Origin of the sequence: Roseobacter weihaiensis (assembly GCF_020622345.1) — a bacterium.
GTDB classification, from domain to species: Bacteria; Pseudomonadota; Alphaproteobacteria; order Rhodobacterales; family Rhodobacteraceae; genus Roseobacter; species Roseobacter weihaiensis.
On record NZ_JACNMO010000042.1, the window covers coordinates 1 to 23,107 of the forward strand.

At 57.5% G+C, this 23,107-nt stretch carries 20 protein-coding genes and 1 pseudogene; 14 read left to right on the forward strand and 7 right to left on the reverse strand.

Features of this window, described 5'->3' with window-relative positions; translation table 11 throughout:
* A pseudogene (locus H7847_RS27305) lies at positions 1-217 on the forward strand (integrase core domain-containing protein); the annotation flags it as partial.
* Between the two features lie 259 nt (positions 218-476).
* Here the strand turns inward: H7847_RS27305 and H7847_RS27310 are convergent.
* From H7847_RS27310 to H7847_RS25410, 3 genes are all read right to left on the reverse strand, one after another.
* Complete coding sequence (locus H7847_RS27310; RefSeq protein ID WP_406676040.1) at positions 477-887, reverse strand: transposase; 411 nt, start codon at positions 885-887, stop codon at positions 477-479.
* Positions 776-1,621 carry an IS110 family transposase gene (locus H7847_RS25405; RefSeq protein WP_227272311.1) on the reverse strand — a complete coding sequence of 282 codons (846 nt, stop codon included), beginning with the start codon at positions 1,619-1,621 and terminating at the stop codon, positions 776-778. The genes H7847_RS27310 and H7847_RS25405 overlap by 112 nt, the downstream gene beginning before the upstream one ends.
* 205 nt (positions 1,622-1,826) lie before the next feature.
* A complete protein-coding gene (locus H7847_RS25410) occupies positions 1,827-2,624 on the reverse strand; it encodes a class I SAM-dependent methyltransferase (RefSeq protein ID WP_227272313.1) in 798 nt (265 codons plus the stop codon).
* A 258-nt stretch (positions 2,625-2,882) separates the two neighbouring features.
* On the opposite strand from H7847_RS25410, the gene H7847_RS25415 reads away from it, so the two are divergent.
* Positions 2,883-3,995, forward strand: a complete 1,113-nt coding sequence (locus H7847_RS25415; RefSeq protein ID WP_319799799.1) for a glycosyltransferase domain-containing protein — start codon at positions 2,883-2,885, stop codon at positions 3,993-3,995.
* Positions 3,996-4,007: 12 nt separating this feature from the next.
* On the opposite strand, the gene H7847_RS25420 is transcribed toward H7847_RS25415, so the two are convergent.
* Positions 4,008-4,769, reverse strand: a complete 762-nt coding sequence (locus H7847_RS25420; protein WP_227272315.1) for a hypothetical protein — start codon at positions 4,767-4,769, stop codon at positions 4,008-4,010.
* 380 nt (positions 4,770-5,149) lie between these two features.
* Here H7847_RS25420 and H7847_RS25425 point away from each other — a divergent pair, with 380 nt between their 5' ends.
* Complete coding sequence (locus H7847_RS25425) at positions 5,150-6,286, forward strand: glycosyltransferase domain-containing protein (protein ID WP_227272317.1); 1,137 nt, start codon at positions 5,150-5,152, stop codon at positions 6,284-6,286.
* A complete protein-coding gene (locus tag H7847_RS25430) occupies positions 6,283-7,170 on the forward strand; it encodes a glycosyltransferase family 2 protein (protein ID WP_227272318.1) in 888 nt (295 codons plus the stop codon). Before H7847_RS25425 ends, H7847_RS25430 begins: the two co-directional genes overlap by 4 nt.
* 283 nt (positions 7,171-7,453) lie before the next feature.
* On the opposite strand, the gene H7847_RS25435 is transcribed toward H7847_RS25430, so the two are convergent.
* The 3 genes from H7847_RS25435 to H7847_RS25445 all read right to left on the reverse strand — a co-directional run bounded on the left by H7847_RS25435 (position 7,454) and on the right by H7847_RS25445 (position 12,324).
* On the reverse strand, positions 7,454-9,223 hold the full coding sequence (locus H7847_RS25435) for an ABC transporter ATP-binding protein (protein WP_264479722.1): 1,770 nt from the start codon (positions 9,221-9,223) through the stop codon (positions 7,454-7,456).
* Positions 9,224-9,956: 733 nt separating this feature from the next.
* Positions 9,957-11,585, reverse strand: coding sequence for a glucan biosynthesis protein (locus tag H7847_RS25440; RefSeq protein WP_227272320.1), 1,629 nt, complete (start codon positions 11,583-11,585; stop codon positions 9,957-9,959).
* A 274-nt stretch (positions 11,586-11,859) separates the two neighbouring features.
* Complete coding sequence (locus tag H7847_RS25445) at positions 11,860-12,324, reverse strand: Lrp/AsnC family transcriptional regulator (protein ID WP_227272322.1); 465 nt, start codon at positions 12,322-12,324, stop codon at positions 11,860-11,862.
* Between the two features lie 108 nt (positions 12,325-12,432).
* Between H7847_RS25445 and H7847_RS25450 the strand changes: the two genes are divergently transcribed.
* The 10 genes from H7847_RS25450 to H7847_RS25495 all read left to right on the forward strand — a co-directional run bounded on the left by H7847_RS25450 (position 12,433) and on the right by H7847_RS25495 (position 22,976).
* Positions 12,433-13,893 carry an aminotransferase class V-fold PLP-dependent enzyme gene (locus H7847_RS25450; protein ID WP_227272324.1) on the forward strand — a complete coding sequence of 487 codons (1,461 nt, stop codon included), beginning with the start codon at positions 12,433-12,435 and terminating at the stop codon, positions 13,891-13,893.
* Positions 13,890-15,227: an MFS transporter gene (locus H7847_RS25455; protein ID WP_227272325.1), complete on the forward strand. Its 1,338-nt coding sequence runs from the start codon at positions 13,890-13,892 to the stop codon at positions 15,225-15,227. The genes H7847_RS25450 and H7847_RS25455 overlap by 4 nt, the downstream gene beginning before the upstream one ends.
* A gap of 37 nt (positions 15,228-15,264) precedes the next feature.
* On the forward strand, positions 15,265-16,731 hold the full coding sequence (locus H7847_RS25460) for an NAD(P)-binding domain-containing protein (RefSeq protein WP_227272328.1): 1,467 nt from the start codon (positions 15,265-15,267) through the stop codon (positions 16,729-16,731).
* Positions 16,728-17,204, forward strand: a complete 477-nt coding sequence (locus H7847_RS25465) for a hypothetical protein (protein ID WP_227272330.1) — start codon at positions 16,728-16,730, stop codon at positions 17,202-17,204. The genes H7847_RS25460 and H7847_RS25465 overlap by 4 nt, the downstream gene beginning before the upstream one ends.
* A complete protein-coding gene (locus H7847_RS25470) occupies positions 17,201-17,788 on the forward strand; it encodes a peroxidase-related enzyme (RefSeq protein WP_227272332.1) in 588 nt (195 codons plus the stop codon). Before H7847_RS25465 ends, H7847_RS25470 begins: the two co-directional genes overlap by 4 nt.
* Positions 17,785-18,867 (forward strand): NAD/NADP-dependent octopine/nopaline dehydrogenase family protein, encoded by a 1,083-nt coding sequence (locus H7847_RS25475; RefSeq protein WP_227272333.1) that lies wholly within the window; start codon positions 17,785-17,787, stop codon positions 18,865-18,867. The genes H7847_RS25470 and H7847_RS25475 overlap by 4 nt, the downstream gene beginning before the upstream one ends.
* A 73-nt stretch (positions 18,868-18,940) precedes the next feature.
* Positions 18,941-20,047, forward strand: a complete 1,107-nt coding sequence (locus H7847_RS25480; protein ID WP_227272335.1) for an ABC transporter substrate-binding protein — start codon at positions 18,941-18,943, stop codon at positions 20,045-20,047.
* 75 nt (positions 20,048-20,122) lie between these two features.
* Positions 20,123-21,109, forward strand: a complete 987-nt coding sequence (locus tag H7847_RS25485; protein WP_227272337.1) for an ABC transporter permease — start codon at positions 20,123-20,125, stop codon at positions 21,107-21,109.
* The gene (locus H7847_RS25490) at positions 21,106-21,897 is read left to right on the forward strand and encodes an ABC transporter permease (protein ID WP_227272339.1); all 792 of its coding nucleotides are present in this window, start codon (positions 21,106-21,108) and stop codon (positions 21,895-21,897) included. Before H7847_RS25485 ends, H7847_RS25490 begins: the two co-directional genes overlap by 4 nt.
* Positions 21,894-22,976, forward strand: a complete 1,083-nt coding sequence (locus H7847_RS25495; protein ID WP_227272341.1) for an ABC transporter ATP-binding protein — start codon at positions 21,894-21,896, stop codon at positions 22,974-22,976. The genes H7847_RS25490 and H7847_RS25495 overlap by 4 nt, the downstream gene beginning before the upstream one ends.
* The last annotated feature ends 131 nt before the right edge of the window (positions 22,977-23,107 follow it).

The following is a 23,107-nucleotide window of genomic DNA, read 5'->3' on the forward strand; positions in this document are numbered from 1 at the left end:
TCACACTCGACTTCTCGCGGCCGGGTAAACCGACGGACAATGCCTTCATCGAAGCGTTCAACTCCAAGTTCCGGGCCGAATGCCTGAACAGGCGTCGCCATTATCGCTCAGACCAATGGCGCTCCAATGGCAACTTCATGGTCTTGACGATGCCTGGGCAAAGATGGAGGAGTGGCCCCTCTCATCGCCGCAAGCGGCGCCTGCCGGGCAGCGGTAGGGACTTGTATGATCTCTGGGGTGTCAAGCTCCTGATCTTTTGTCCTTCCTTTCGATTGGTGCATCTATTGGCGCTGGCGCGCTTGGCGCCTTGACTTGTATTCGGTCGGGACATTGCCCGAGCCATGATCCCAATTCATGGTTGCCAGATGCACGTTTGTCGGGATGGTACCAAACTACAACTCGGCGTTTTGAGATGCCCTCTCCACGCCCGGCAAACGTCCCAACTTCCGATCACCCGTCGGTGGTCGAACCTGTCGTCAAGCGGTCTTCAACCTGGCCCCTGCCGGCACGAGCCCTTCTTCGATAAATCGCCATAAGGCGATCGCTAGCTTCCGCGCCAGCGCCACGATACCGACTTTGCCTGATCGGCCAGTCTTCTGTCCAAATCGTTGCCGGTACCACAGCGAGAGTTGGCTTTGCGGCTGGTATCTCAGCCAGCACCACGCAAGCTCGACCATCATGACGCGAGCTGGTTTGTTGCCAGCCTTGCTGATCCCTTGGTCCTTGGAAGAGCCGCCGCTTGCGTAGTGGCTCGGTGCAAGACCAAGATATGACGCTAAATGTCGACGGTTATGGAATTGGCGGCAGAAGACTTCAGCCACCAAGGTTGTCGCGCCACCTTCTCCGACGCCACGCAGGCGTTGGAGCATTGCGATCTTGTGACCCATGGCACCCGATCCCGCTGCGCGGCGACGGCCTTCCCCTCGCTGTCGAGGATCCGGATCTGTTCGATGACCAAGTGCAGCCGTTCATAATGCCGATAAAGTTCTCGCACGAGAAATGGCTCCAGGCGCCGACCGTCACCGGTTCTGACTTCATCAAGCCATGATCGCCAATCGCCACCATGGAGGCCAAGGACTCTCCCGATGCCATGCAAATTCAGGAGTCCGCGAATACGATTGATGTTGCGGGTGCGCTCCTTGACCAACTGACTTCGCTCCCGGGAAACCCTCTTTGCGTCTGCCTCTTCTGGAGTCGGCACACGAACTGCCCGACAAACCGACTTGTCGCCGAGGCAGAACGCCTTGAGGGTGAACGCCATCGCCTCGACGTCGATCCGATCCGTCTGTACCCTCCGACCGCGCCGCGACACCAGAAAGCTTGTGGCGTCGAGAACTGTTACGTCGATTCCACGATCGGCCAGAAACCTCGCAAGCCAGAATCCGTCATACCCAGCTTCAAAGCATGCACGGAGCCGTGGGTTTGAGGGACCAAGAGCCCTGGCCCTGCCGCGGATATCATCAAGAGCTTGGAGCAGGGCGGCAGTGTCACCGCCGGCAACCGTGGTCGTCTTGAGCTTCTCCTGACCCGGCAGGATTGCCCCGATTAGCCATTTGCTCCGGCTCAGTTCCAATGCCACGTAGCAGTCGCCGCTAGGCTCCGATGTTTGGTGCGCAATCATGTCGATCCTCCTTGTTGCATTCTCTGGAAGATCGGGCACTCGGTTCCCGCAGAGAACCCACATAGCATCTAAAACGAAGAAAGACCGCATGCGCCATCACGAACAACCCACCGATCCAGAAGACAAACTCAGTTGGCGATACCAGCCCGCCACGCTGAGACAAGGCGGAAAACTCCGGCCGGGGGGGCCAAACAAGGGGAGCAGCTCAGGGTTTGGTCACACTATCGAACAGCAGTGACAGGCCGTCTTCGTAGTCCATGTAGTTAAACAGGTTCTCAATAAGCGGGAGGTCGAAGTAGCCTAAACTCTCTATGTCTTTAAGGTCCATATCTGCGGGATGGAAATCCGCCCGCTGCCCGCGCCATAGCACTGTGTTCGGTTTGTACATGGGGTTGTCCGGATTGCGCAGGGTGACGTAGCTCAGATTTGGGAAGTAGTTGTGAATTGTCGGAATGACTTTGAAGACATCTCCTGTCCATGCGCGCCCCGTTAAGCCGTGTGCCTCCCGCGCCGCAATCGCAAGGTCTTGCGTTGCCAAAGAACTGAAGAGATCGCCCGGGACAGTATCGTCGATCACGATCACGCCGCCTTCCCTCAGCACCTGCAACGCAGCGCAGAAATCGCGAAAACACTGGGTAAAGGTATGCAGCCCGTCAAGAAAAATCAGATCATAAGTCTTGTCGCAATGGCGCGAGAAGAACTCGTCAGACGGCATTTGGAAAAACCGGACCGTTTCCCGTTCGAACTCGGATGTCTCAAAAAGAAAATTAGGGTCGACCGCGTCGCGGTGAGAGATGTCGACGGCATTAAATGTTACACCACCCTGGACACCCACCTCAAGATAGTCAGTGAACCCTAAATGCTTGGCAATTTTGTTCATCAGACGGCTTGACTGGTCTGGATCCGAAGTTTTCTTTTTCTTGGGATCTTGAGGTGGCTTTGCCGGGCTGGTGTCGTTATTCTTTTTTTCCGAAGACCGATTATTGGATTTGAAGAACTTCAATTTAATGCCTTTCAAGGGTGCCGAGCCCACGTAGAACCCGCATCAATAACAGAAGACAACACGCTTGCTGCGACCGCGCGTGGTGTATATTTTCACCATAGGATTATTGCAGCTGAGTAGGAATACAGAATTTCGCTGGTCGTATACACATGTGTTTATGGCGGATACGACATCCCCATACCGCCAAAATCAGATGATCCGGACGTTGATTTTGTTTGCTTCACGGACAATCCCCTAATTCCCTCAAACGGTTGGAAAATTGTATCTCTGGCGCGGCAGACGGAGGTCGGGACAAGTCTTACGCGTGCGTCGCGTCTTGCCAAAATTCTGCCGCACAGATTCCTGCAACAATATGATCGCAGTCTCTACATAGATGCCAACCTCGAAGTCATCGGATCGCTTCGTGATTTGTTCGCGCGCCTCGACAATGCACCCATATTGTTCTTTGAGCATCCAGAAGACCGCCGCGACGTATTTGCGGAAGCGGAGGTCTGCATTCGGATCGGTAAGGATGACCCTGAGTCATTGCAAAAGCAGATTGCACGATATCGCGGACTTGGCTTTGATGGTCGTGCGTCGGCAAGAGACCAACCGATCCCCGCCGGTATGGCAATCCTGAGACGGCATTCCGATCCATCTGTCGAAACAGCTATGGAGATGTGGTGGTCAGAATACCTCGCCGGATCTCGCCGTGACCAAGTCAGTTTACCGTTCGCGCTTCGTGAAACGGGCGTCAAATTTGATCTCATCAAAGAAAACGTTCGCGAAAACAAGTGGTTCAGCTGGCGGCCGCACTTAGAAACACAGAGGTTAAAGCGCCTTTCAGACGATTACAAAAGGGCGGGCGCCGTGATCCTGCATGCACCGGGTGCTGAGGTGCACCTGAAACGATTGCTGACCAGCGCTGTGCAAGGGTCCGATAAATCTCCCAATTGGCTATGGAAGAAACTATCCCGGAAACCCCGAAAAAAGATCCTTTTCAGTGACAATATTCTGGGCATCTCCCCACACGGTGCACCTGCAATTGAGATTGCTGGATCTGAAATGCTCACTGACAAGCCAGTGGCGCTGCTGTGCGATGATCCCGCTCAGCATGAAAGGCACGCCATCTCGAACGCGAAATCCAAAGGGATCATATTCGAAAGAGATGAGGAAGTCCTGACATCACCGACCTACGGAGTCGCACGGCGGATTGAATTTGAGGAGGCGGTCGAAGCATTTCTCCGGTCACACAAAGGTCCGAAGGCTATTTTGCGCGCAAAGGATCTGGAACGCGGCGACTTCCAGACACTCGGGCATTGGCTTGTTGATCAAGGTCGTGCTGCCTGGCCGGTAAGACTGCAGGCCTTACTCCAGAACTTGCGCGCCTGATAATGTCACATCCTAAGTACCAAAACGGCGGGAAAGCAGGCTTTTTTTGCTTTGTGGTAAGCCCGCGCTGTCATGCAGAACCTGAGTGAACTTCGCCCTCTTCTCAATATCCGAAAGTAGATCCGGATCGTCTTTCAAAAGAATGATCGCACCTGTTTGGTAGAAAACCGTTTGCTTGAACCTCAGCTTGGCTTTCGGTCCATGCAGATACTCATCGTAGTCGTGCTGGTCGCAGGGTGACGAAATCGGATGCACAGCCGGATCGGAGCTGTCCTTGATCCGTGTTCTTGCGTAGATACGCCATTGACGGGCTTTCGGCATCTTTTTAAGTACGCGGTAGAGTTCCAAAGTGGTCATTGCGTTTGGGTGACCTGTCCAATCTGACCAGTAGAGCTTGAGATTGTTAGCGGAAAGGTAACCATCGCTATCAAACCAAGGTTGGCGAATGAAGACGAAATCCGTTGCCGCTTCACAGGCAGCGGCAATGCACTTTTCGGCCAATTCAATTCCTGGCAGATGCTCCAAAAAGTCAATCATCGTGACGAAACGGGTACAATCCGGGACGGTATTGAGTTGAGTAACATCCCCGAGCACAGCGGAGAAACCGGCTTCGCGCGTTTGTTCGACCTTCCGCGCATCGATATCGACGCCGATACCAATTGTACCACCCAGCACATGGTTGCCGAATTGCAGAGATCCGCCTTTGCTACAGCCAAAATCGACGTAGTCGAATTCCTTGTTGCGGAACACCGTATCGAATTCATTGGAGTCCATGCCACACGCCCTCTTGCACTAAAGATCACTTAGAGCATTCTTCGACCTATTGGCAACTTTCTTCGCGTCTGTCGGGACTCCGATACAAATACGCCCGTGCGAAAGCCAATTAAATGCATGGAATCTGCGTGATCCGGTGGAAAACACTGCGACCCCCATCAACCGGTTTGAGGCAGACGGCTTTGCCTTACGAGGCCACCTTCAGGGTTCGGCAACCGGACATCGTCGCCAAATGATAAACCGCATCCGAAACACTCAGGATTCCAGTGCTCAATGACCGTTTTGCAGCCCAATGTCGCGCAAACTCGCCCATTTCGTTTACGGGATTGATTATTGGGCTGACCAACGGATAAGACAGCTAAAAAGTAAGAAGGTGTTCAATGGGACTGTCTCAATCAATTGGCCGGCGACTCAAGATAACCGAAGGCGAGACATTCTCGACGAAACTAAAGATATTCCTGTCAGGCAGACAGGAACGACGCGCATTCGAATTCCAGAAATTTGGATACTATTTGACGGGATATGATCCCAATCTGGAAAATGAGCGGTTTTTGACAGAAACAGATCTGCTGGATGCAAGCCTTGACAAAGATTGGTATAGGGAAACGCATCAGCTTGATGCAGCAAGTTCCTGTCTGAAACATTATCTGGAGCAGGGCAGGAAGCACGCGTTTGCTCCGAATGTTGCACTCGCCGGCGAAGATGGGGTGTCACTGTCAAATTGGGGTCTGGAGTACCTTGCGCGCTGCGGCGTAAAAATAGGAGATACAAGTCAGCAGGTGTTGTCACCAAGCGATAGCAGAGCCATCGATCCCTTCAAAATTACAAATCCAAAAAACAAGAAGATCGCCGTCGTCACAGCGATTTTCGGCAACTACGACGTGCTGATGCCAATTGATTCTTCGTGGAAAAGCAAAGCGGATTTTTTCGTAGTCTCAGACCGCTTCTTTGAAGCTTCCGATCACTGGCAACATGTTCACTCTCCTTACCATCACGTAGATCCACGTCGAAAAGCCCGCTTTATCAAATTGAACCTCCCTGTTTTCTTTGAAGAATATGAATGGGTGATGTGGGTCGATGGGAATGTTCTGATTTGCTGCGATCCCGAAACGGTGATCTCCGAAGTAAGCGACAAACCTTTCGACTTCGCGACGTTCAGACATTCCGACCGGAACAGTGTAATGGCTGAAGCAGCTGCGTGTGTTTATTTGGGCAAGGAGAACGTGAAAGAACTTGCCGAGCATTTCCACCGGTTGGGCACCCTCGACAAGGCCCCGAAAACGGGCTTGCTCGAGACAATGGCGATGGTATTGCGACCAGCTTCTCCCTCCGTTAAGCAGCTTTTCACAGAGTGGTGGCGGCTGTTGATAAAGGGGTCAAAACGAGATCAGCTTTCATTGCCGATCGCGATGGCGGCCGTGCCGGATATCATGTTTTCGCCCTTTCCCGAACCGATCAATAAATCTGGCGTTTTTTTCAGAGCGGAACATGGCTTCATGAGAAGTAAACCTGAATGAACACCACGACAAGCAGACCGCCGGCGGATATCATCGTATGTGTCCACAACAGCTATGACGACGTAAAGCTTTGTCTGGAGTCTACTCTGCCAACAATGTCCTCGGGCGATCGCCTCATCATCGTCGATGACGGATCCGGAGCCGAGACAAAAAAGCTATGCGAAACCATCGCCAGTGAAAACCAGGATCTGGTTCATTTGATGCGCCGCGAGCAAGGGAGCGGTTTTTGTAAGGCCGCCAACGCAGGTCTCAGACAGAGCGATAAGGGCACCGTCATACTTTTGAACAGTGACACAATAGTCGTCGGTGACTGGATCGCAAAGTTGCAAAATTGCTTGAACGCGAACGCCCGCATCGGTATCGCCGGACCACTGTCCAACGCCGGGGGATGGCAATCAATACCTTACATGCCCGGGCCCAATGCGTCTCCGAACCTCATAAAGGCCGATAGCGACACGCTTGTGTCTATCGACGCTTTCTGTTCCGAGATGGCCGAGCGCTTCAGCTATCCCGTTGTCGAGCAGGTAAACGGCTTCTGTCTCGCAATAAAGCGAGATGTCATTGAGGCCATAGGCTTGTTCGATGAGAAGCGCTTTCCACAAGGGTACGGGGAAGAAAGCGATTATAATCTGCGTGCGCAAGAGGCGGGCTTTCTTTGCGCCGTTGCCGTGGATTGTTTCGTCTACCATGCCAAAACAAAAAGCTATACGTCGGAGCAAAGGCTGCAACTCTCGGCAAACGGTCTGGCGCAACTCCATTCGCTTCATGGGGTGCAGCGGATCAAGGACGCCGTTCACGGAACGCAACAGAACCCTGTGCTTGTCGAGATACGTAAGATCGCAATGACCGTTTTTGAGGAGCGGAAATGGATGGTCACCCCCTGAGAATAAAGAGGGCCAAGACCACCTGAATACTTCTTAACGGACCAGCACCTGGACCGGACACGAGGCCGAAATACCACAAACGAACGCATTGCCTGACTGGGCTTTAAAACAGCAGCCCATGCGCGATTTTTTGGAAAATGCCCGCCAGCGAATGCTTCGGTTGCAGATGCCCGCAGGTTGATAAACGGCCTCTGTGGAATGATTTAGAAAGCTTTCCGGGGCAAAGCCAGATGCAGCAAATGCCCCTTGCAACGCCCTCTATTAGTCTTGATATCAGCAGCGTTCAGACTTCGGCGTCAGAATTGAACTGGTGGTCGTATAGCTCTCTGAACAGGCTATTGTGTTGCAGAAGCTCGTTTAGATTGCCTTCTTCGACGACTTGCCCCTTGTCGATCACAACGATTTTATGGGCGTTCAAAATGGTCGACAGGCGGTGCGCGATAAGTATTGTGGTTCGACCCACTGTCAACCGGTCCAACGCCTGCTTGATCAGAACTTCAGAACCGGAATCCAGCGCACTCGTTGCTTCATCCATTAAAAGAATGGGACTGTCCCGAAGCAGTGCTCTGGCTATGGATATGCGCTGTCGCTGCCCGCCGGACAGGAGTTTTCCGTTCTCGCCAACACGCGTTTCATAGCCGTCTTCCAGTTCCATGATGAATTCATGCGCATTCGCAGCCTTGGCGGCGTCAATGATCTGTTCATCCGTTGCATCGTGAAGGCCCATGGCAATGTTGTTTTTCACTGTGCCGTCGAAAAGAAAGGTATCCTGCCCGACAAAGGAAATGACTTGGCGCAGAGATTTGAAGGTAACGTCACGCAAATCAGTGCCGCCGATCTCGACAGACCCGTTTGTCGGGTCGTAGAGCCGCATGATCAGATTGATTATTGTCGACTTTCCTCCGCCGGAGGGCCCGACAAGCGCCGTCGTCTTCCCGGGCTCAAACTCTATTGAAAGGCCTTTCAGGACTGTCTGGGCATTCATGTATTCGAAGTCGACATCTTTGAGAGAGACGCCGCCTATCCCACTTGGCAAGGTGACCGCATCCGGCTTTTCCGTCACTTCAACCGGACGGTCCAGCACCTGATACATCAACTCGGCCATTCGCATGCCAGTCTCGATATTGACGCGCATTTTTGCCAGTCTTTTGGCCGGTTCGTATGCCATCAGCACGGCAGTAATAAATGACATCAACTGCCCCGCGGACGTTGACGACTGGCCAAAGAACGACACGGTGCTGAGCGCGACCACGCTGGCGATGGCAAATCCAGCCAGTGTTTCCATCAATGGGCTTGTCGCGGCTTCCAGCCTTCTGATGGCGTTGCGCTTTTTTTCGACGCTCCGAACCGCATCGTCCATCCGGTCATATACGTTGTCTTCGAGGTCAAAGGCCTTGACCACCCGGATTCCCGCCGATGTCTCCTGTATGATTTTCATGATCTCCGCTTGACCCGTCATCTCAGCAGCCATGATGTCTCTGACGTAGCTGAGAATCTTGCGGACACCCAATAGCGCGATCGGTCCTACAACCAGCGAAATGAGGGACAATAGAGGTTGTTGGTAGAACATCACGAATATCAGACCGATCAAGGTCAAAAGATCACGCGCGAACCCGGTAACGACCGTGTCGATAACCCGGCGAGCCCCCTCTGCGGACATGGTCACACGCATGAGCAACTCTGACGAGTTACCTTTGCTGAAAAATGAAACACTATGCTTGAGAATGCTCAAGTAGAGCTTGCGTTGCTGATGCGACACGATACTGTTCCCGGCCCTACCAAGCCAGACCATCTGGACGTAGGTCGCAATACCCTTCACAGTGAAGATGGCAGCCACCGCCGCCGCGACCGACAGAACTTGTGCCCTGTTTCCACCTTCCATCATCGAATTGATGATGTCCTTCATGATCCAGGCCGTCAGAGCGGAGGTGATGGCAATCACGACCATTGCCAGAATGGCTATGGTGTAATTCATCGCCTGCATACGCACATTTTCGCGCAACAGCCGGACGAGGCTTTCGTTAGTGAGTTGAGATATCAGCTTTTTGAGCAATACTCTATCGCTTCGTTTGTAAGTTCAACGCTCCACCCGCAGCACATACAGTCCAAACACCAGCGCCTCAAGTGGCGATGAGTCTTGCGTGGGTTCTTCACGCAATTTCCGCCGGTATGGCAGACATTCAAACAACTGTCGAACCGACTTTTCAACATGCCAATTGCCCCTCGCTCGACGTCTTCAGAAAACGCGTGTGCCTCACCACTGTAAAGCTGTTGTGTCAAGCAATCCATCGGGCGCTTGAGAAAGTTGTCCAGGCTGAATGCAGGTTCCCTTTTCCACCTGGAGGAATATCAAACGCTCCGTAACTGCGGAGCAGTGCCGCAGCCAAGCACAGTGAGTGCCCGCTTCATTGGATGATGCCCTCCAGCGTGTAAGAGGCCGAAAGGGCCTGCTGGACGTCTTCACTCACCGACATGCAGGGTTCGTCTACAAGCGTAGCGCCACTCAGAATTCGGGACTGATATTCGTCGTCACACTACCTTGATGGCACAGTGAAATGTGTACGCCCGTGGCGACAAACTGCATGGTCGCACCGTCTGCGTCGTGATGCCGTCGTCGCCCCGTTTGGGTCGCGCTCATCTGGATTGTCTGCACGCCATTGTCCGCATGCCGCGTAACGGTCCGCACTCCGGTCTCCGGCAAGGCTCCGGTCAATTCCGACAGAACAGGCTTCGCCTTCAGGTGCGGTACCGCCACGCCAAAATGGTCAAGCAGACGGGCATGCGGGTTAGCTCCGTCTGCGCTCGACCCAGGCATCCGTCAGCCAGGTTTCGGTCAATGCGCGTTCCTTGTGTTGCAGGTAGGCGCGCAGACTGACGGGTTCGGGCCCGGTCTGTTCGAAATCGAACATCAGCCTCCAGTGATCCGTTCCAACGACAGGATAGGCGTCAATCGGCTCTAGGATACGGCCATTGACGGCATCGATGACCGGAACGACTCCGCTGTTGCGGTCGAGGCCGGTCAGGGACGGTCCCTCGAAATCGACCACCATCTTTGCGACGCCTTCGGGGAGCGGATCGCCCGGTACGCCACCCTCACCCTGACGCGTTGCGACGACCCGGGCCACACCCTCCGGCAGTGGATCCGTTTCGCGCCACTCGATCTCGTAATCGAAATGAAAGGCTGCGCCCTTTTCTGTTGTGCTGTCCGGCACCCAGTATGCCACGACATTGTCAAAGGTTTCGTCCTCCGTCGGGATCAGAACAAGTTGCACCTGTCCGAGCCCCCAATCGCCGATGGGTCTGATCCACGCCGAAGGGCGACGATTGTAAAAGACACCGTCATCCTGGTAGTTTTCGAAGGTCCGGTCGCGCTGGATCAGCCCGAACCCGGCAGGATTTTCATCCATGAAACTCGATGTTGTGACACTTGCGGGATTGCTCAAGGGTCGCCAGAGCCGCTCGCCATTTCCCGTGTCCATGGCAAGGCCATCGCTGTCATGGATCTCGGGGCGCCAATCGTCGCCTCCCGCGCGATCGCGTTCCGAATACCAATACATGCTCGTGAGCGGCGCCACGCCCAAGCGCTCGATGTTCTCCCGCAGAAAGACATGGGCCGATATGCGTGTCAGATGTCCGCCGAACGCGGCGTTACGGACCAGTCCAAACCGGTAGGCGCCGGTGATCGAGGGGCCATCGAGCTCTGCCCAGACCGAGAGCTCTTCGTCATCGGTTTCCGGCGGACCAAGCCAGAACGCCGTGAACCGGGGGAACTCTTCGGGTACGTTCAACCCGGTATTGATGGCGATGCCACGCGTCGATAGGCCGTATTGTGCCTCGGGCCCATCGGTGCGGAAGTAGGACGCGCCCAGAAAGGATACCCAATCGGGCTCAAGTCCCGGCCGCATAACCCTGAAGCCGGCAAAGCCGAACCCTTCCGGCAGGTCATAGGCCGGGTTGTCCTCCGGCATCGAAAAAAATTCAGGGCCGAACGGCACTTCCCGCGCGGCGCCTGCCGTGTCACGGATGAGGATCCGAACCGGTTCGGGAAAGTAACGGCCCGGATGAAAAAACTGCACCGGTGCCTTGTTTTCTCCGACATAAAGCGTTGCATCTTCGCGAAACTCTATCTGCCAGTGAGCACTATAGTTCACCTTTTCGATAAGGTCGGGCGCGGGAATAGTTGCTGGCTGAAACGGCTGGGTGGCCGCGGTGCGGGCCTTTTCGATGAGCCCTTCGAAGGTCATGGGCGTTTTCGCGGACGTCTCGTCGGCGTTTGCGCTGTCCCAGACGCCCAAGGCCAGAAAAGCGGCCGATCCGGCAAGCACCGCGCGGCGTGAAGGTTTCGAGAACACGGGGCGACGTTCGGTTTGATGACTTTCCGACGCAAGGAAAGAGGTACGGTTAGTTGATTTCATGCAGGGGCCTCACCGGGTTTGCGTGTCATGGTTCGGGTGACAAGCTGTGGTGAGGACTTTTAAGCCCCTGCGGGGTGTAATCAACTTGTCCCTGCCAGAACCGGCGCAACTTTGCCTAGATAGTCGGGCTCGGACCTCATAACCAGAATATCACGGTTGCAGCGAAGGCGATGGCTGAGAGCGATACCCCGAGGCACCGGTTACAGCGGGCGGTGCCGCCCCCTTCCAGCAAAGCCGTGGATCACAGGGGCCCATCAAAAGCGCGAGACCAAGCCTATGAAAACAGAAGCGAGCGCTGCTCTTCTATGGCTTCCATGGCGAAATATGATGTAACGGTTTCAAGCTCAATTCCCTCGATCAAGCGTTTGTACACGCGATCATAGCTCGCCATGTCCTTGGTTGCTATCTTAAGAAGGTAGTCGTATTCGCCGCCGATCCGGAAAAAATCGATCACATCGGGGATCGAGGAGACGTGTTGCCGGAAGTGTTTAAGCCAATCGACAGAGTGATGCCGGGTCTTGATCATGACAAACACGATCAAACCAACACCCAGTTGCGTGCGGTCGAGCACGACAGTGCGGTTGCGGATGACACCGCTCGCCTCCAGCGCCTTGAGCCGCCGCCAACAGGCGTTCTGAGACAGGCCGATCCTGTCGCTCAGGGCCCGTTGCGATTGTGCGGAGTCGCGCTGAAGCTCCTCCAGAAGCCGGTAGTCTATTTGATCGAGTTTCAGGCTCATATATCTATCATATGATAGAATTTACACGAGTAAAGTGTAAAGTTAGATGGAATAATTTCCACCCATTGTGTCATTGTGAGGTGCGTAATTTGAGGATCTGGAGGTCAGATGCGTCCCCTTGACGACTTCAAACAGTCCCTGCATCGATCCGATGTGGTGGATTGGATCCGCGATGGTGTGATCGGCGACGGGGCAGAGATTGAAGGACCCTTTGGACCGCGCCAGTTGATCTATGCGGATTATGTCGCTTCGGGCCGGGCGTTGGACCAGGTCGAGGATTTCGTAAGGCACAAGGTTCTGCCCTACTACGCCAACAGTCACACGCAGGCGTCATTTTGCGGGGCCTATGTGACCCAATTGCGCGATGCGGCGCGGCGCGAGGTTGCGCGGCTGACGGGGGCGGGCGCGGGCACCAGTGTTGTGTTCACCGGATCTGGATCCACCGCAGCGATCAACCGGGTTGTGGGCTTGCTCGATATCGCCGGGACTGTCGCACGGGGAGATCGGGCGGTTGTGTTGGTTGGCCCCTACGAGCATCATTCCAATCTGCTGCCCTGGCGCGAGAGCGGCGCCGAAGTGGTCGAGATCGACGAAGGTGTGGCCGGCGGCCCTTGCCTTGAGGCACTCAAGACGGCTTTGCGCGGGGCAGAGGGGGCTCAACTGATCGTGGGCGCTTTTTCCGCCGCCTCAAACGTGACCGGTATCCTGACCGATGTCGACGCCGTGACACGGCTTTTGAAGCTATATGGCGCGCTGGCGATCTGGGACTACGGGTGCGGCGCGCCCTATATCCCGATGGATATGAAGACCGGCACCGAGGCCGCAAAGGACGCGGTTGTGTTTTCGCCGCACAAGTTTCCCGGTGGACCGGGGGCCAGCGGGGTCATGATCGTCCGGGACGCCATGGTGAAACGTAGTACACCCACGCTGCCGGGCGGCGGAACGGTCAGCTTCGTCTCGCCCTGGGGTCACACCTATTCCGATCATATCACCGCGCGCGAAGAGGGTGGGACGCCAAACGTGATCGGGGACATTCGCGTGGCGCTGGCCATGCTGGTCAAAGAAGCCTTGGGTCAGGACTGGCTGGCTGAGCGGCAGGAGCATCTGCGCCAGCGGGCATTGGCGGTCTGGTCGCATAATCCGAGGCTGGATCTCTTGGGGTCCGTGAACGCCCCCAGGCTGCCGATCTTTTCGTTCCGTGTGCGGGATGGACAGGGGGGATACATCCAACATCAGTTTTTCACCCGTCTGCTGAGCGATGTCGCCGGTGTGCAGGCACGCGGCGGTTGTGCCTGCGCGGGCTCCTATGCCCACCGGTTGCTGGGGCTTGGGCCGGATCAATCCGAAAACCTCGAACGGGCGATTGCCAGCGGTCTGGAATTGGAAAAGCCGGGCTGGGTTCGGCTCAATCTGTCGGCGCTGATGACCGATGACAAGGCGGATCAGGTGATTGCGGCGGTCGATGGGCTTGCCTTCTCTGCTGCGGACTATCACTGTCATTATCGTGCAGATCCGGCCACGGCGCGGTTTTTGCCCGTTGAAATGACGCAGGAGACGCTTGCATCGTGACCAGCCCACTGGCCAACCCAAGTTTCAGGTGGCTGTTCAGCGCGCAGATATCTTCGTTGGTCGGCGTCGGTCTGTTGACCGTTGCCTTATCCCTTGCCGCCTACCGGATTGGCGGGGCGCAAGCAGCCGGTCAGCTTCTGGGGCTGTTGCTTGCCTTGAAGATGGTGGCTTATGTCGGGCTCGCCCCTCTGGCCGAAATGCTGCTGGCAGGCCTGTCGCGCAAGGCGGCCTTGGTTTCCTTGGATCTTGGCCGGATGCTATTGCTGGTGCCCATGGCGTTCACGAGCAACCTGTGGCACATCGCGGGTCTGTCGTTCGTCTTTTTCGCGCTCTCGGCCGGTTTTACACCGCTCTATCAAGCCGTCATTCCCGATGTCGTGCCGGAGGAGGACGTCTATGCGCGCGCCTTGTCCTGGTCCCGCATCGCCTACACGCTCGAAGCGGTGCTGAGCCCGGTGATTGCGGGCGCTCTGCTGACGGTTGTTGCGGGGCATGCGCTGTTTCTCGTCGCGGCGTTGGCCTTTGCCGGATCAATGGCTGCCGTGCTGATGGCCCGGTTTCCCGCACAGGTCGCCGCCACCACTGACAAACCGTTCTGGCAACGCGCCTCCAGGGGATTGGTGATCTATCTGCGGACCCCAAGGCTCAGAGGGGTGTTTCTTCTCAACCTCGCGCTGTCGCTGGCCATGGCCTGGATCCTTGTGAATACCGTTGTCTACGCAGGGGTGCGTCTTGGGGCGTCGGAGACATATCTGCCGGTGCTGATGGGGTTTTATGGATTGGGGGCTGCGGTTGGGGCCGGTTTGGTCCCGCGGCTGGTCAAGAGCCTGGCAGAGCGCCGCACCATGAGCATGGGCACGTTTCTTTTTGCGGCTGTTGGCTGTGTCTTCGCCGCCTTGCCCGCCCCCACTCTGGCCGCACTGGCGGTGATCTGGATTGGGTTCGGGCTGGCCTCATCGCTCGTTCTGACGCCGGGGGGCCTTGTCCTGACCCGTTCCGCGCAAAAACAGGACCGGGCCGCAGTCTTTGCCGCCCAGTTCTCGCTCAGCCATGCAGGGTGGTTGGTGGCCTATCCGCTGGCGGGGTGGATGGCGGTATGGCTGTCGCTTGAGACCGCCATGCTGGTTTTGTCGCTGATGTGTGTCGCGACCACATTCGTTGCCTTGCGGGTCTGGCCTGCGCATGACCCGCTGGCGCGCGCGCATGCGCATCCCGAACTGCCCGACGACCACCCACATCTTCTCGACGCCCGCGCGTCCGGGCCGGACCACCGACACGTACACGCCTACGTCATTGATGATTTGCATCCCAGCTGGTCCTACGGGATCACCTGATGCTGAACCGAAACACCTAATTCATGGACTGAGATTGATGCCATCGCTTGAGACACAAACACTCGATAATCTGGGCCTGCCGGGTCTTGAGGCGCGCCTGAAGGAGAACCTTGGCTGTCTGCTCTATCCGGGCAAGGACTGGGTCCCGCCGCGCGCGGGCGTGACAGATATCGTTATCATCGGCGGCGGCATGTGCGGCATGGTGGCCTGGCTGTCCCTGACCACGGGGGGCATGCGCAATATCCGCGTGCTCGACCAGGCGCCAAAGGGGCGGGAAGGACCATGGCTGACCTATGCGCGGATGGAAACGCTGCGCTCTCCCAAAACGCTGACCGGGCCGGCCTTTGGTCATGGCACATTGACGTTTCAGGCATGGTATCGCGCACAGTTCGGGTCAGAAGCATGGGAGGCGCTCGACAAGATCCCGCGTCCGATGTGGATGGAGTATCTGCAATGGTATCGCGAGACGCTTGAGATCCCGATTGAAAACGGTGTGTCGGTGGATCAGGTCGCACCCGAAGGCAATCTGTTGCGGCTCAGCGTCTCGGGGGTGGAGGCTGAGACGATTCTCTGCCGCAAGCTGATTTTTGCGACCGGTCGCGATGGGACGGGGGGCCCCAATATCCCCGGTTTTGTCAAAGACCTGCCCCGTGATCTCTGGGCGCACAGCGCGGATGAGATCGACTTCGCCGCGCTCAGGAACAAGCGTGTGGCGGTGATCGGGGTCGGCGCGTCGGCGGTCGATAACGCGGCGGAGGCGCTTGAGCACGGCGCGGCGGAGGTCCGCCATCTGGTGCGTCGCAAGGAGATGCCGACGATCAACAAGATGATGGGGATCGGCAGTTTTGGCTTCACCGCGGGCTTTGCGGCCTTGCCGGAGGAATGGCGCTGGCGCTTCATGCAGTATTCCTTTGCGACCCAGACACCGCCGCCGCACGGGTCCACCCTGCGGGTCAGCCGGCACGACAACGCGTATTTCCATTTCGACAAGGAAACGATCCGGATCGAACAGCGCGACACCGGGGCCGAGATCTTTTTTGCCGACGGCACGTCCTATTGCGCGGATTTCGTCATTCTTGGCACCGGGTTCGTGATTGACCCCATGGCGCGAACGGAATTCGGGGAGACGGCGGGCAATATTCTGCTGTGGCAGGATGTCTACACCCCGCCCAAGGGTGAGGAAAACGCCGATTTGGGCCGCTTTCCGTTTCTGAACCCGGATTTCACTTTCCGCGAAAAACAGCCCGGTACGGCCCCCTGGCTGAGCCATGTCTACTGCTTCAATTACGGGGCCTCCGCCAGCCTTGGCAAGATCAGTGGTGACATTCCCGGCATCAGTGAAGGCGCTGCCTGGCTGGCGCGCGAGGTGGCGGCAAAGCTCTACGCCGAAGACGTCGAGGCGCATTGGCAGGGGATGCTTGATTACGACACACCCGAGCTTGTCGGGCATGAATGGGAACCGACCGCGCTGGGGCAGGACAGCCCCGAGGGCAAGGTCGCATGAGCCTTTTCGAGATGCCGACGCTGATGGCGGGGGTGACGGAAACGGGAGGTTTCGGCGCGGCCGTCAAGGCTCGTTCGAACATTTTTGACATGACGCAGGCGGCAGAAGAAGCCGTTTTGCGGCCCGATGAATGTGGTGCGTTCCCCCATGACATGCGCGCGGCGCTTGCCGCGCGTATCGCTGCCCAGTCGGGAGACCGGGTGCTGGCGGAGCACCATGCAAAGGCCGCGGGTGCCATGGCACCCTTGAGTGACCCGACGCAGGATGGCACCGCAAGCCATCCGGTTTTGATCGCTTTTGTCGACAAGGCCGCCAACGCGACGAAGGATATCGCCGCAGAAGATATCACGCGATTGCAGTCGGCAGGTGTGGGCGATGCGGACATCGTCCGGCTTTGTGAGCTGGTGGCTTTTGTCGCCTATCAGCTCCGGGTTGTGGCGGGGTTGCGTCTGATGCAAGGCGGCAAGACATGAGCCGCGTGGTGCACAAGTTCACTCGCCGGGTGCCGCAATGGGAGCCGCGCGTGACACCGGTCCGTCTGGACGAGGCCACGCCCGCCCAGCTTGACGCGCTCAAGGTCACGCCGTCGAACACCCGTGTTTCGGCCTATGTCCTGACACTGGCGCATGACGTGGAGAGCCTGGCGGTACGCTCGCCCCTGTTCAACGCGATCATGTATGACGAGGGCGGCATGTCGCGGGCCGAACGCGAGCTTGGTGCGATTGCCGCCTCGATGGTCAATCGCTGCATCTATTGCGCGGCGGTGCATGCCGACCGCCATGCTAAGCTGGAAAACAGTACCGAGATCACAGACAGATTGTTTGCCCAAGGGGCCGATGCCGAGCTGTCGCCACGGGATGCGGCAATTTTCACCTTTGCACGCAAATTGTCCGAGGCCCCGCCCGAGGCCGGACCCGAGGATATGTCGGCGCTGCGTGACGCGGGTCTGACGGACGCGGAAATTCTGGATCTTACTCTGTCCACCGCGTTGTTCGGCTGGGCCAACCGGCTGATGCATGTGCTGGGGGATCCGGTCCGGCCGGAGGGCACAGCATGACCGACAGTTTGCGGGTTGGCATCGCCGGGGCCGGGTCGATCGCGCTTGGCACAGCGGCCCTTTTGGCGGATCGGCAACATGATCCGATGCTGTGGTCTCCCTCCGGGGCCGGGACAGAGGATCTTGAGGCGGGCGTGACCGCCGAAGGCGCGCTTGAGCTCAAGTTCACACCGCGCATTGCCGCCTCTGCCGAGGCGCTTGTGGCGCAAAACGATGTGCTGCTGATCGCGCTGCCGGCCTATGGGCATAAGGCCGTCATGGATGCAGTGGCGCCGCATATCCGGTCCGGGCAGCATGTGATCGTGTCGTCCCACGCCTCCATGGGCGCGCTTTACCTGATGCGCCTGCTGGACCGGCGGGGCGTGGCGGCTCACATCACGGCCTGGGGCACCACTGTGGTGACCGGGCGGCGACAGCAGGGCCCGGTGGTGCGGGTGAACACCGTGCGCAGCCGGGTCGATCTCTGCACGGTGCCGGACACCCGATCCGATTGCGCGCTGGCCGTCTGTCAGCGCCTCTTCGGGGATCGGTTCCAGCCCCGCGCCGGGCTGTTGGCAATCTCGCTGTCCAATCTCAACCCGCAGAACCATCTGGGCATCGCGCTTGGAAATATCACCCGCATGGAACGCGGCGAAGTCTGGAGCCAGGGGCAGAACGTCACGCCAAAGGTGGGGCGGCTTCTGGAAAAGCTCGATCTGGAACGGCTCGCGATTGCCGAGACACTGGGCCTGAGCGTAAAGACGATCTTCGAGCATTTCCATCTGAGCTTTCACGTGCCCGTCGCTTCGATTTCGCAGATGAACCAGCAGATGCATGCGCAGGGCAATGGCGGCACCGGCCCGGCCACTGCCGACAGCCGATATGTGACCGAAGATGTGCCTTATGGCCTGCAACTGACCGCCGTGCTGGGCCGGTTGGTCGACCGCCCCGCCATTTTGCACGAAGCCGGGATTGCACTCTTCTCGGCGATGTACGACCGTGATTTCGCCGCGGAAAACGATCTGCTGTCCGTGCTGGAACTGGAGCGTTACAACCTTGGAGATTTGCAGCAGGCCGCCCGCACCGGACTGTTATGCTAGACACTTGACCCAAGGTCAGGAAGACTGACGAATAACAATAAATCAAAAACTAAACCAACAAGGAGTACTGAAAATGACCAAATTGATCCTGAACCGCCGCCACTTCATGGGAACCGCTGCCGCGGCTGGTGCAGCACTGGCCAGCCCGGCCTATCTGCGCCGTGCGCATGCCTCGGGCGGCGAAGTCAACATCTGGACCTACAACGATTTCGTGCCCGAAGCGTTCAAGGATCAGTTCGAAGCCGAGACCGGCATCAAAGTGAACGTGCGTCTGGTCGATGACCAGGGCAAACAGTTCAACCTGCTTGCCGCGGAGCAGCCAAATCCGACGGTGGATATCATGACGGTTGCGGGCCACCGTTTCCTTCAGTTCATCGACAGCGAGCTGCTGGCCCCGCTCGACACCAGCCGGTTGTCCAACTGGGGCAATATCAATCCGACCTTCTCCGAAAGCGATTGGGCGACGATCAACGGCGAAAAATGGGGCGCACCCATTCTGTCGGGGATGGAGGTTCTGTCCTACAACACCGAGTTGGTCTCCGAGGAAGAAGCGATGAGCTGGGACACGCTGTTCTCGGAAAAATACGCGGGCCAGACCGCCTATATCATTCAGGATATGATGTCGATTGTGATGCTCAAGATGGGCTATGACGGCAATATGGTCGAATACATGGACGACCCCGAAAAGGCCGCCGCGATTGTCGAGGAGGCCAAGCAGTTCCTGATCGACAAGAAGCCACTGGTGCGCAAGTACTACGACAGCGGCGCCGAAGTGCAGCAGATGTTCGTCAACCAGGACATCGCACTTGGCCACAGCTGGAACGGACCGGCTGCAGCTTTGATCAACGACGGCTTCCCCTTGGGCATGACGATCCCGAACGAGGGCTCTTATGGCTTTGTCTACACCTACAATATCGCCAACAACGCACCAAATGTGGACAACGCCTATACCTTCCTGAACGCGATCCTTGCCTCGCCGGAAATCGGCGCGTCAATGACCAAGGCGTCCGGCTTTATCTCGACCTACAAGGATGCGTCGAACTTCCTGACCGACCTTGAGAAGAAGTCGACGTCGTTCCCGGAAGAGCAGTTGGCCAACCTGCAGTTCTTCCGCGCGGAGGCGAACGAGCTGAAGTACAGCCTCGTTGACCCGGCGGTCGAGGCCGTCAAAGCCGCCTGATCCTTTGATGGTGTGGCCCGCCCATCTGATTTGGGCGGGCCTGTTTTCGTAACTGGCAAGAGGGATGGCTGGCGCATGACCTATGACGCATCCGTGCGAAAAGACGCGGCAGGCGCGACCGCCCCGACCGGCGCGCGCCCGTTCTGGGGGCGGCTGGTCCAGTGGGGACCCTATCGCGCGTTCGCAGCCCTGGCCACGGCGTCACCGCGCCGTCAGTTTGCCATTCTTGCGACCTTTCCGATCCTGTGGCTGCTGACCCAGCATCTGGGACCGATGGTGCAAATGGGGCGTGTGTCCCTGCTGGATGCCTACCCGGTCGCCCCCGGCACGCCTCAGACCTTTACCCTTGACAATTACATGCGTTTTTTTGGCGACAGTATCTTCTGGATGCCGTTTTTCCGCACGCTGGCCTTTGCGACGATCCTGACGTTTTGCACGCTGATCCTGACCTATCCGGTGGCCTATTTCCTGGCCCGCCATGTGAGCCGCAGGAACCAGATGCTGATGCTCTTGTTGCTGCTCGTGCCGTTCTGGGTGGGCGAGATCGTGCGGACCTATGCGATCATGATCCTGTTGGGCAATACCGGCGCGGTAAACCTTGTTCTCAAGTGGTTCGGGCTGATCGACCGGCCCATTCCGTTCATGTATACGGGCTTTTCCATGGGCATCGGCATCGTCTATCTGACCGCACTCTACATGCTGCTGCCGCTTTATTCCGCGCTGGAGAAGCTGCCCAAGAGCTACAATGAGGCCGCCGCCGACCTCGGCGCGGGCGCCTGGACCCGGTTCCGCCGGGTGACTCTGCCGCTGACCCTTGAGGGCATCTCGTCAGGCTGCACACTGGTGTTCCTGATCTCGACCGGGTTTTACGCGACACCTGTCCTGCTGGGCGGGCCTTCAACGACAGTGTTTTCCGAAACCATCGCGGGCTTCTTTCACGTCGCGGGCGATCAATGGCCGACCGGGGCTGCGTTTGCGGTGATCATGTTTGTCACAGCCTTGCTGATCACCGGGGTGTTCCAGGCCTTCATGAAAGCCTTGCGCAAGGGAGAGAAAGCATGAACCGCGGCAATCGCATTCTGCTCAGCTGCACATATTGGGCGTTTGTCCTCTACGTCTTTGTGCCGCTCTTCCTGATGATCCTGATGGGGTTCAAGGACAGCAAGTTCATCGGGTTTCCAATCCGGTCGTGGACGTTGGACTGGTACACCGGCGTCTTCTCGGATTCGGAGATCCTCTATACTTTCGGGTATTCCGTGGTCATCGCGGTGCTGTCGACGCTGATTTCCGTCATCGTCGGTGTGTGGATTGCCGTCCTGCTGGAGGGACGCAAATTCTGGGGCTGGACAGTGACCTTTGCCCTCATGATCCTGCCAGCCCTCGTGCCGGGCATTATCTCGGCGATCGCCTTTCGCATCTACGCGCGGCTGTTGGGGATCGAGCCGGGCATGGGTGCGATTGTCTGGGCGCATGCGGTGCACAACGTGCCGTTTGTGGTGCTCGTGGTGATGGCGCGCCTGTCGACCCTGCCGAAAAGCCAGATCGAAGCGGCGCGGGATCTTGGGGCCGATCCGCTGATCGCGTTCATGCGCATCACCCTGCCGTACCTTGTCCCTGCCATTCTGGGCGCAAGTGTCTTCTGCCTGCTGCTCAGTTTCGATGATTTCGTCCGATCCTTTTTCCTAGGCGGATATGAACCCACGCTGCCGGTGCTGATCTTTGCGATGCTGCGCTCCGGCATGTCGCCCGAGATCAACGCGATTGCCACGGTTGCGCTGGTCCTGACCGCCGCCGTCGGCATCTGGGCCGAACGCTTTACCCGCCGCGCCAATAAGGAGAACCAAGCATGACCTCGGCCCCGCTTGTCCATATCGACGGAATTTCCAAACGTTTCGGCAATGCGGTGGCGCTGGAGCACTTGTCTCTGGACATCGCGCAGGGCGAATTCGTGACCTTTCTGGGCCCCTCGGGATGCGGCAAGTCCACCACCTTGCGTATTCTGGGCGGGTTTGAGCGGCCCGATGCCGGGCGCGTTGTTCTGGATGGCGAGGATGTCACCAACCAACCGCCGGAAAAGCGCCATGTGAACATGGTCTTTCAGGACTATGCCCTGTTTCCCCATATGACGGTCCGGCAGAACATTTCATTCGCGTTGGAACTCAAGGGGATGGACAGGGCGGCAATCAAGCAGCGGTTGGATGAGATCATGTCCTTCCTGGAGCTTGACACCTATGGCGACCGCTATCCAGGCCAATTGTCGGGCGGACAGCGGCAACGCGTGGCCCTGGCGCGGGCTCTGGCACCTGATCCGGCCTTGCTCCTTCTGGATGAGCCGCTGGGTGCCTTGGATGCAAAGCTGCGCGGGCAGGTGCAGCGGGAGCTGAAGTCCATCCAGCGGCAGACCCACAAGACGTTCTTTTTCGTCACCCACGATCAGGAAGAAGCCCTGACGATGTCCGACAGGATCGTGGTCATGAACAAGGGTCGCGTGGAACAGGACGGCACACCGGAAGAGTTGTATTTCCACCCCGCCAGCCGCTTTGTCGCGGAATTTATTGGTGAGACCAACCTGTTGTCGGGCAAGATGCGTGCTGTCGACGGCGGTGCGGTGGTGATGGACTGGTTCGGTCACACGTTCCGTGGTCATGCGCCGGCCGGGGTCCCGCCTCAGGGAACGCCGATCACGGCATCCGTCAGATTGGAGAAAATGGCCTTCCACCATACGCGCCCGGACGTGCCCAATGCGGTTCAGGGACGGGTGGTCAATAAGACCTTTCTTGGCAGTCGGATGGCGATTGATGTTCTTGTGGAAGAAACGGATGGCGCCAGACTTCGCGCTTTCGTCGATGCAGGCATAGGGCAGTCCATTGGCGATGATCTGGTCTGGGCGGCATGGGACAGTCACAGCATGGTAGTCCTGCGGGACTAACTTGGCATGTCTGACATCAGCACCTTTTGGCCTGATTGGGGGATTTGCATAACGGAAGGTTTCTGGCTCATCTGAACCGTCAAGGAGTGAAGATGAGACGGAAAGCTGGAACCGACAAACCGACGGCCGAT

Excerpts from the sequence above, each read along its gene's own strand:
- H7847_RS27310 (WP_406676040.1), bottom strand. The coding sequence starts at position 887 with ATGGGTCACAAGATCGCAATGCTCCAACGCCTGCGTGGCGTCGGAGAA.
- H7847_RS25405 (WP_227272311.1), bottom strand. The coding sequence starts at position 1,621 with ATGATTGCGCACCAAACATCGGAGCCTAGCGGCGACTGCTACGTGGCA.
- H7847_RS25420 (WP_227272315.1), bottom strand. The coding sequence starts at position 4,769 with ATGGACTCCAATGAATTCGATACGGTGTTCCGCAACAAGGAATTCGAC.
- H7847_RS25425 (WP_227272317.1), top strand. The coding sequence starts at position 5,150 with ATGGGACTGTCTCAATCAATTGGCCGGCGACTCAAGATAACCGAAGGC.
- H7847_RS25430 (WP_227272318.1), top strand. The coding sequence starts at position 6,283 with ATGAACACCACGACAAGCAGACCGCCGGCGGATATCATCGTATGTGTC.
- H7847_RS25440 (WP_227272320.1), bottom strand. The coding sequence starts at position 11,585 with ATGAAATCAACTAACCGTACCTCTTTCCTTGCGTCGGAAAGTCATCAA.
- H7847_RS25445 (WP_227272322.1), bottom strand. The coding sequence starts at position 12,324 with ATGAGCCTGAAACTCGATCAAATAGACTACCGGCTTCTGGAGGAGCTT.
- H7847_RS25450 (WP_227272324.1), top strand. The coding sequence starts at position 12,433 with ATGCGTCCCCTTGACGACTTCAAACAGTCCCTGCATCGATCCGATGTG.
- H7847_RS25460 (WP_227272328.1), top strand. The coding sequence starts at position 15,265 with ATGCCATCGCTTGAGACACAAACACTCGATAATCTGGGCCTGCCGGGT.
- H7847_RS25465 (WP_227272330.1), top strand. The coding sequence starts at position 16,728 with ATGAGCCTTTTCGAGATGCCGACGCTGATGGCGGGGGTGACGGAAACG.
- H7847_RS25470 (WP_227272332.1), top strand. The coding sequence starts at position 17,201 with ATGAGCCGCGTGGTGCACAAGTTCACTCGCCGGGTGCCGCAATGGGAG.
- H7847_RS25475 (WP_227272333.1), top strand. The coding sequence starts at position 17,785 with ATGACCGACAGTTTGCGGGTTGGCATCGCCGGGGCCGGGTCGATCGCG.
- H7847_RS25480 (WP_227272335.1), top strand. The coding sequence starts at position 18,941 with ATGACCAAATTGATCCTGAACCGCCGCCACTTCATGGGAACCGCTGCC.
- H7847_RS25485 (WP_227272337.1), top strand. The coding sequence starts at position 20,123 with ATGACCTATGACGCATCCGTGCGAAAAGACGCGGCAGGCGCGACCGCC.
- H7847_RS25490 (WP_227272339.1), top strand. The coding sequence starts at position 21,106 with ATGAACCGCGGCAATCGCATTCTGCTCAGCTGCACATATTGGGCGTTT.
- H7847_RS25495 (WP_227272341.1), top strand. The coding sequence starts at position 21,894 with ATGACCTCGGCCCCGCTTGTCCATATCGACGGAATTTCCAAACGTTTC.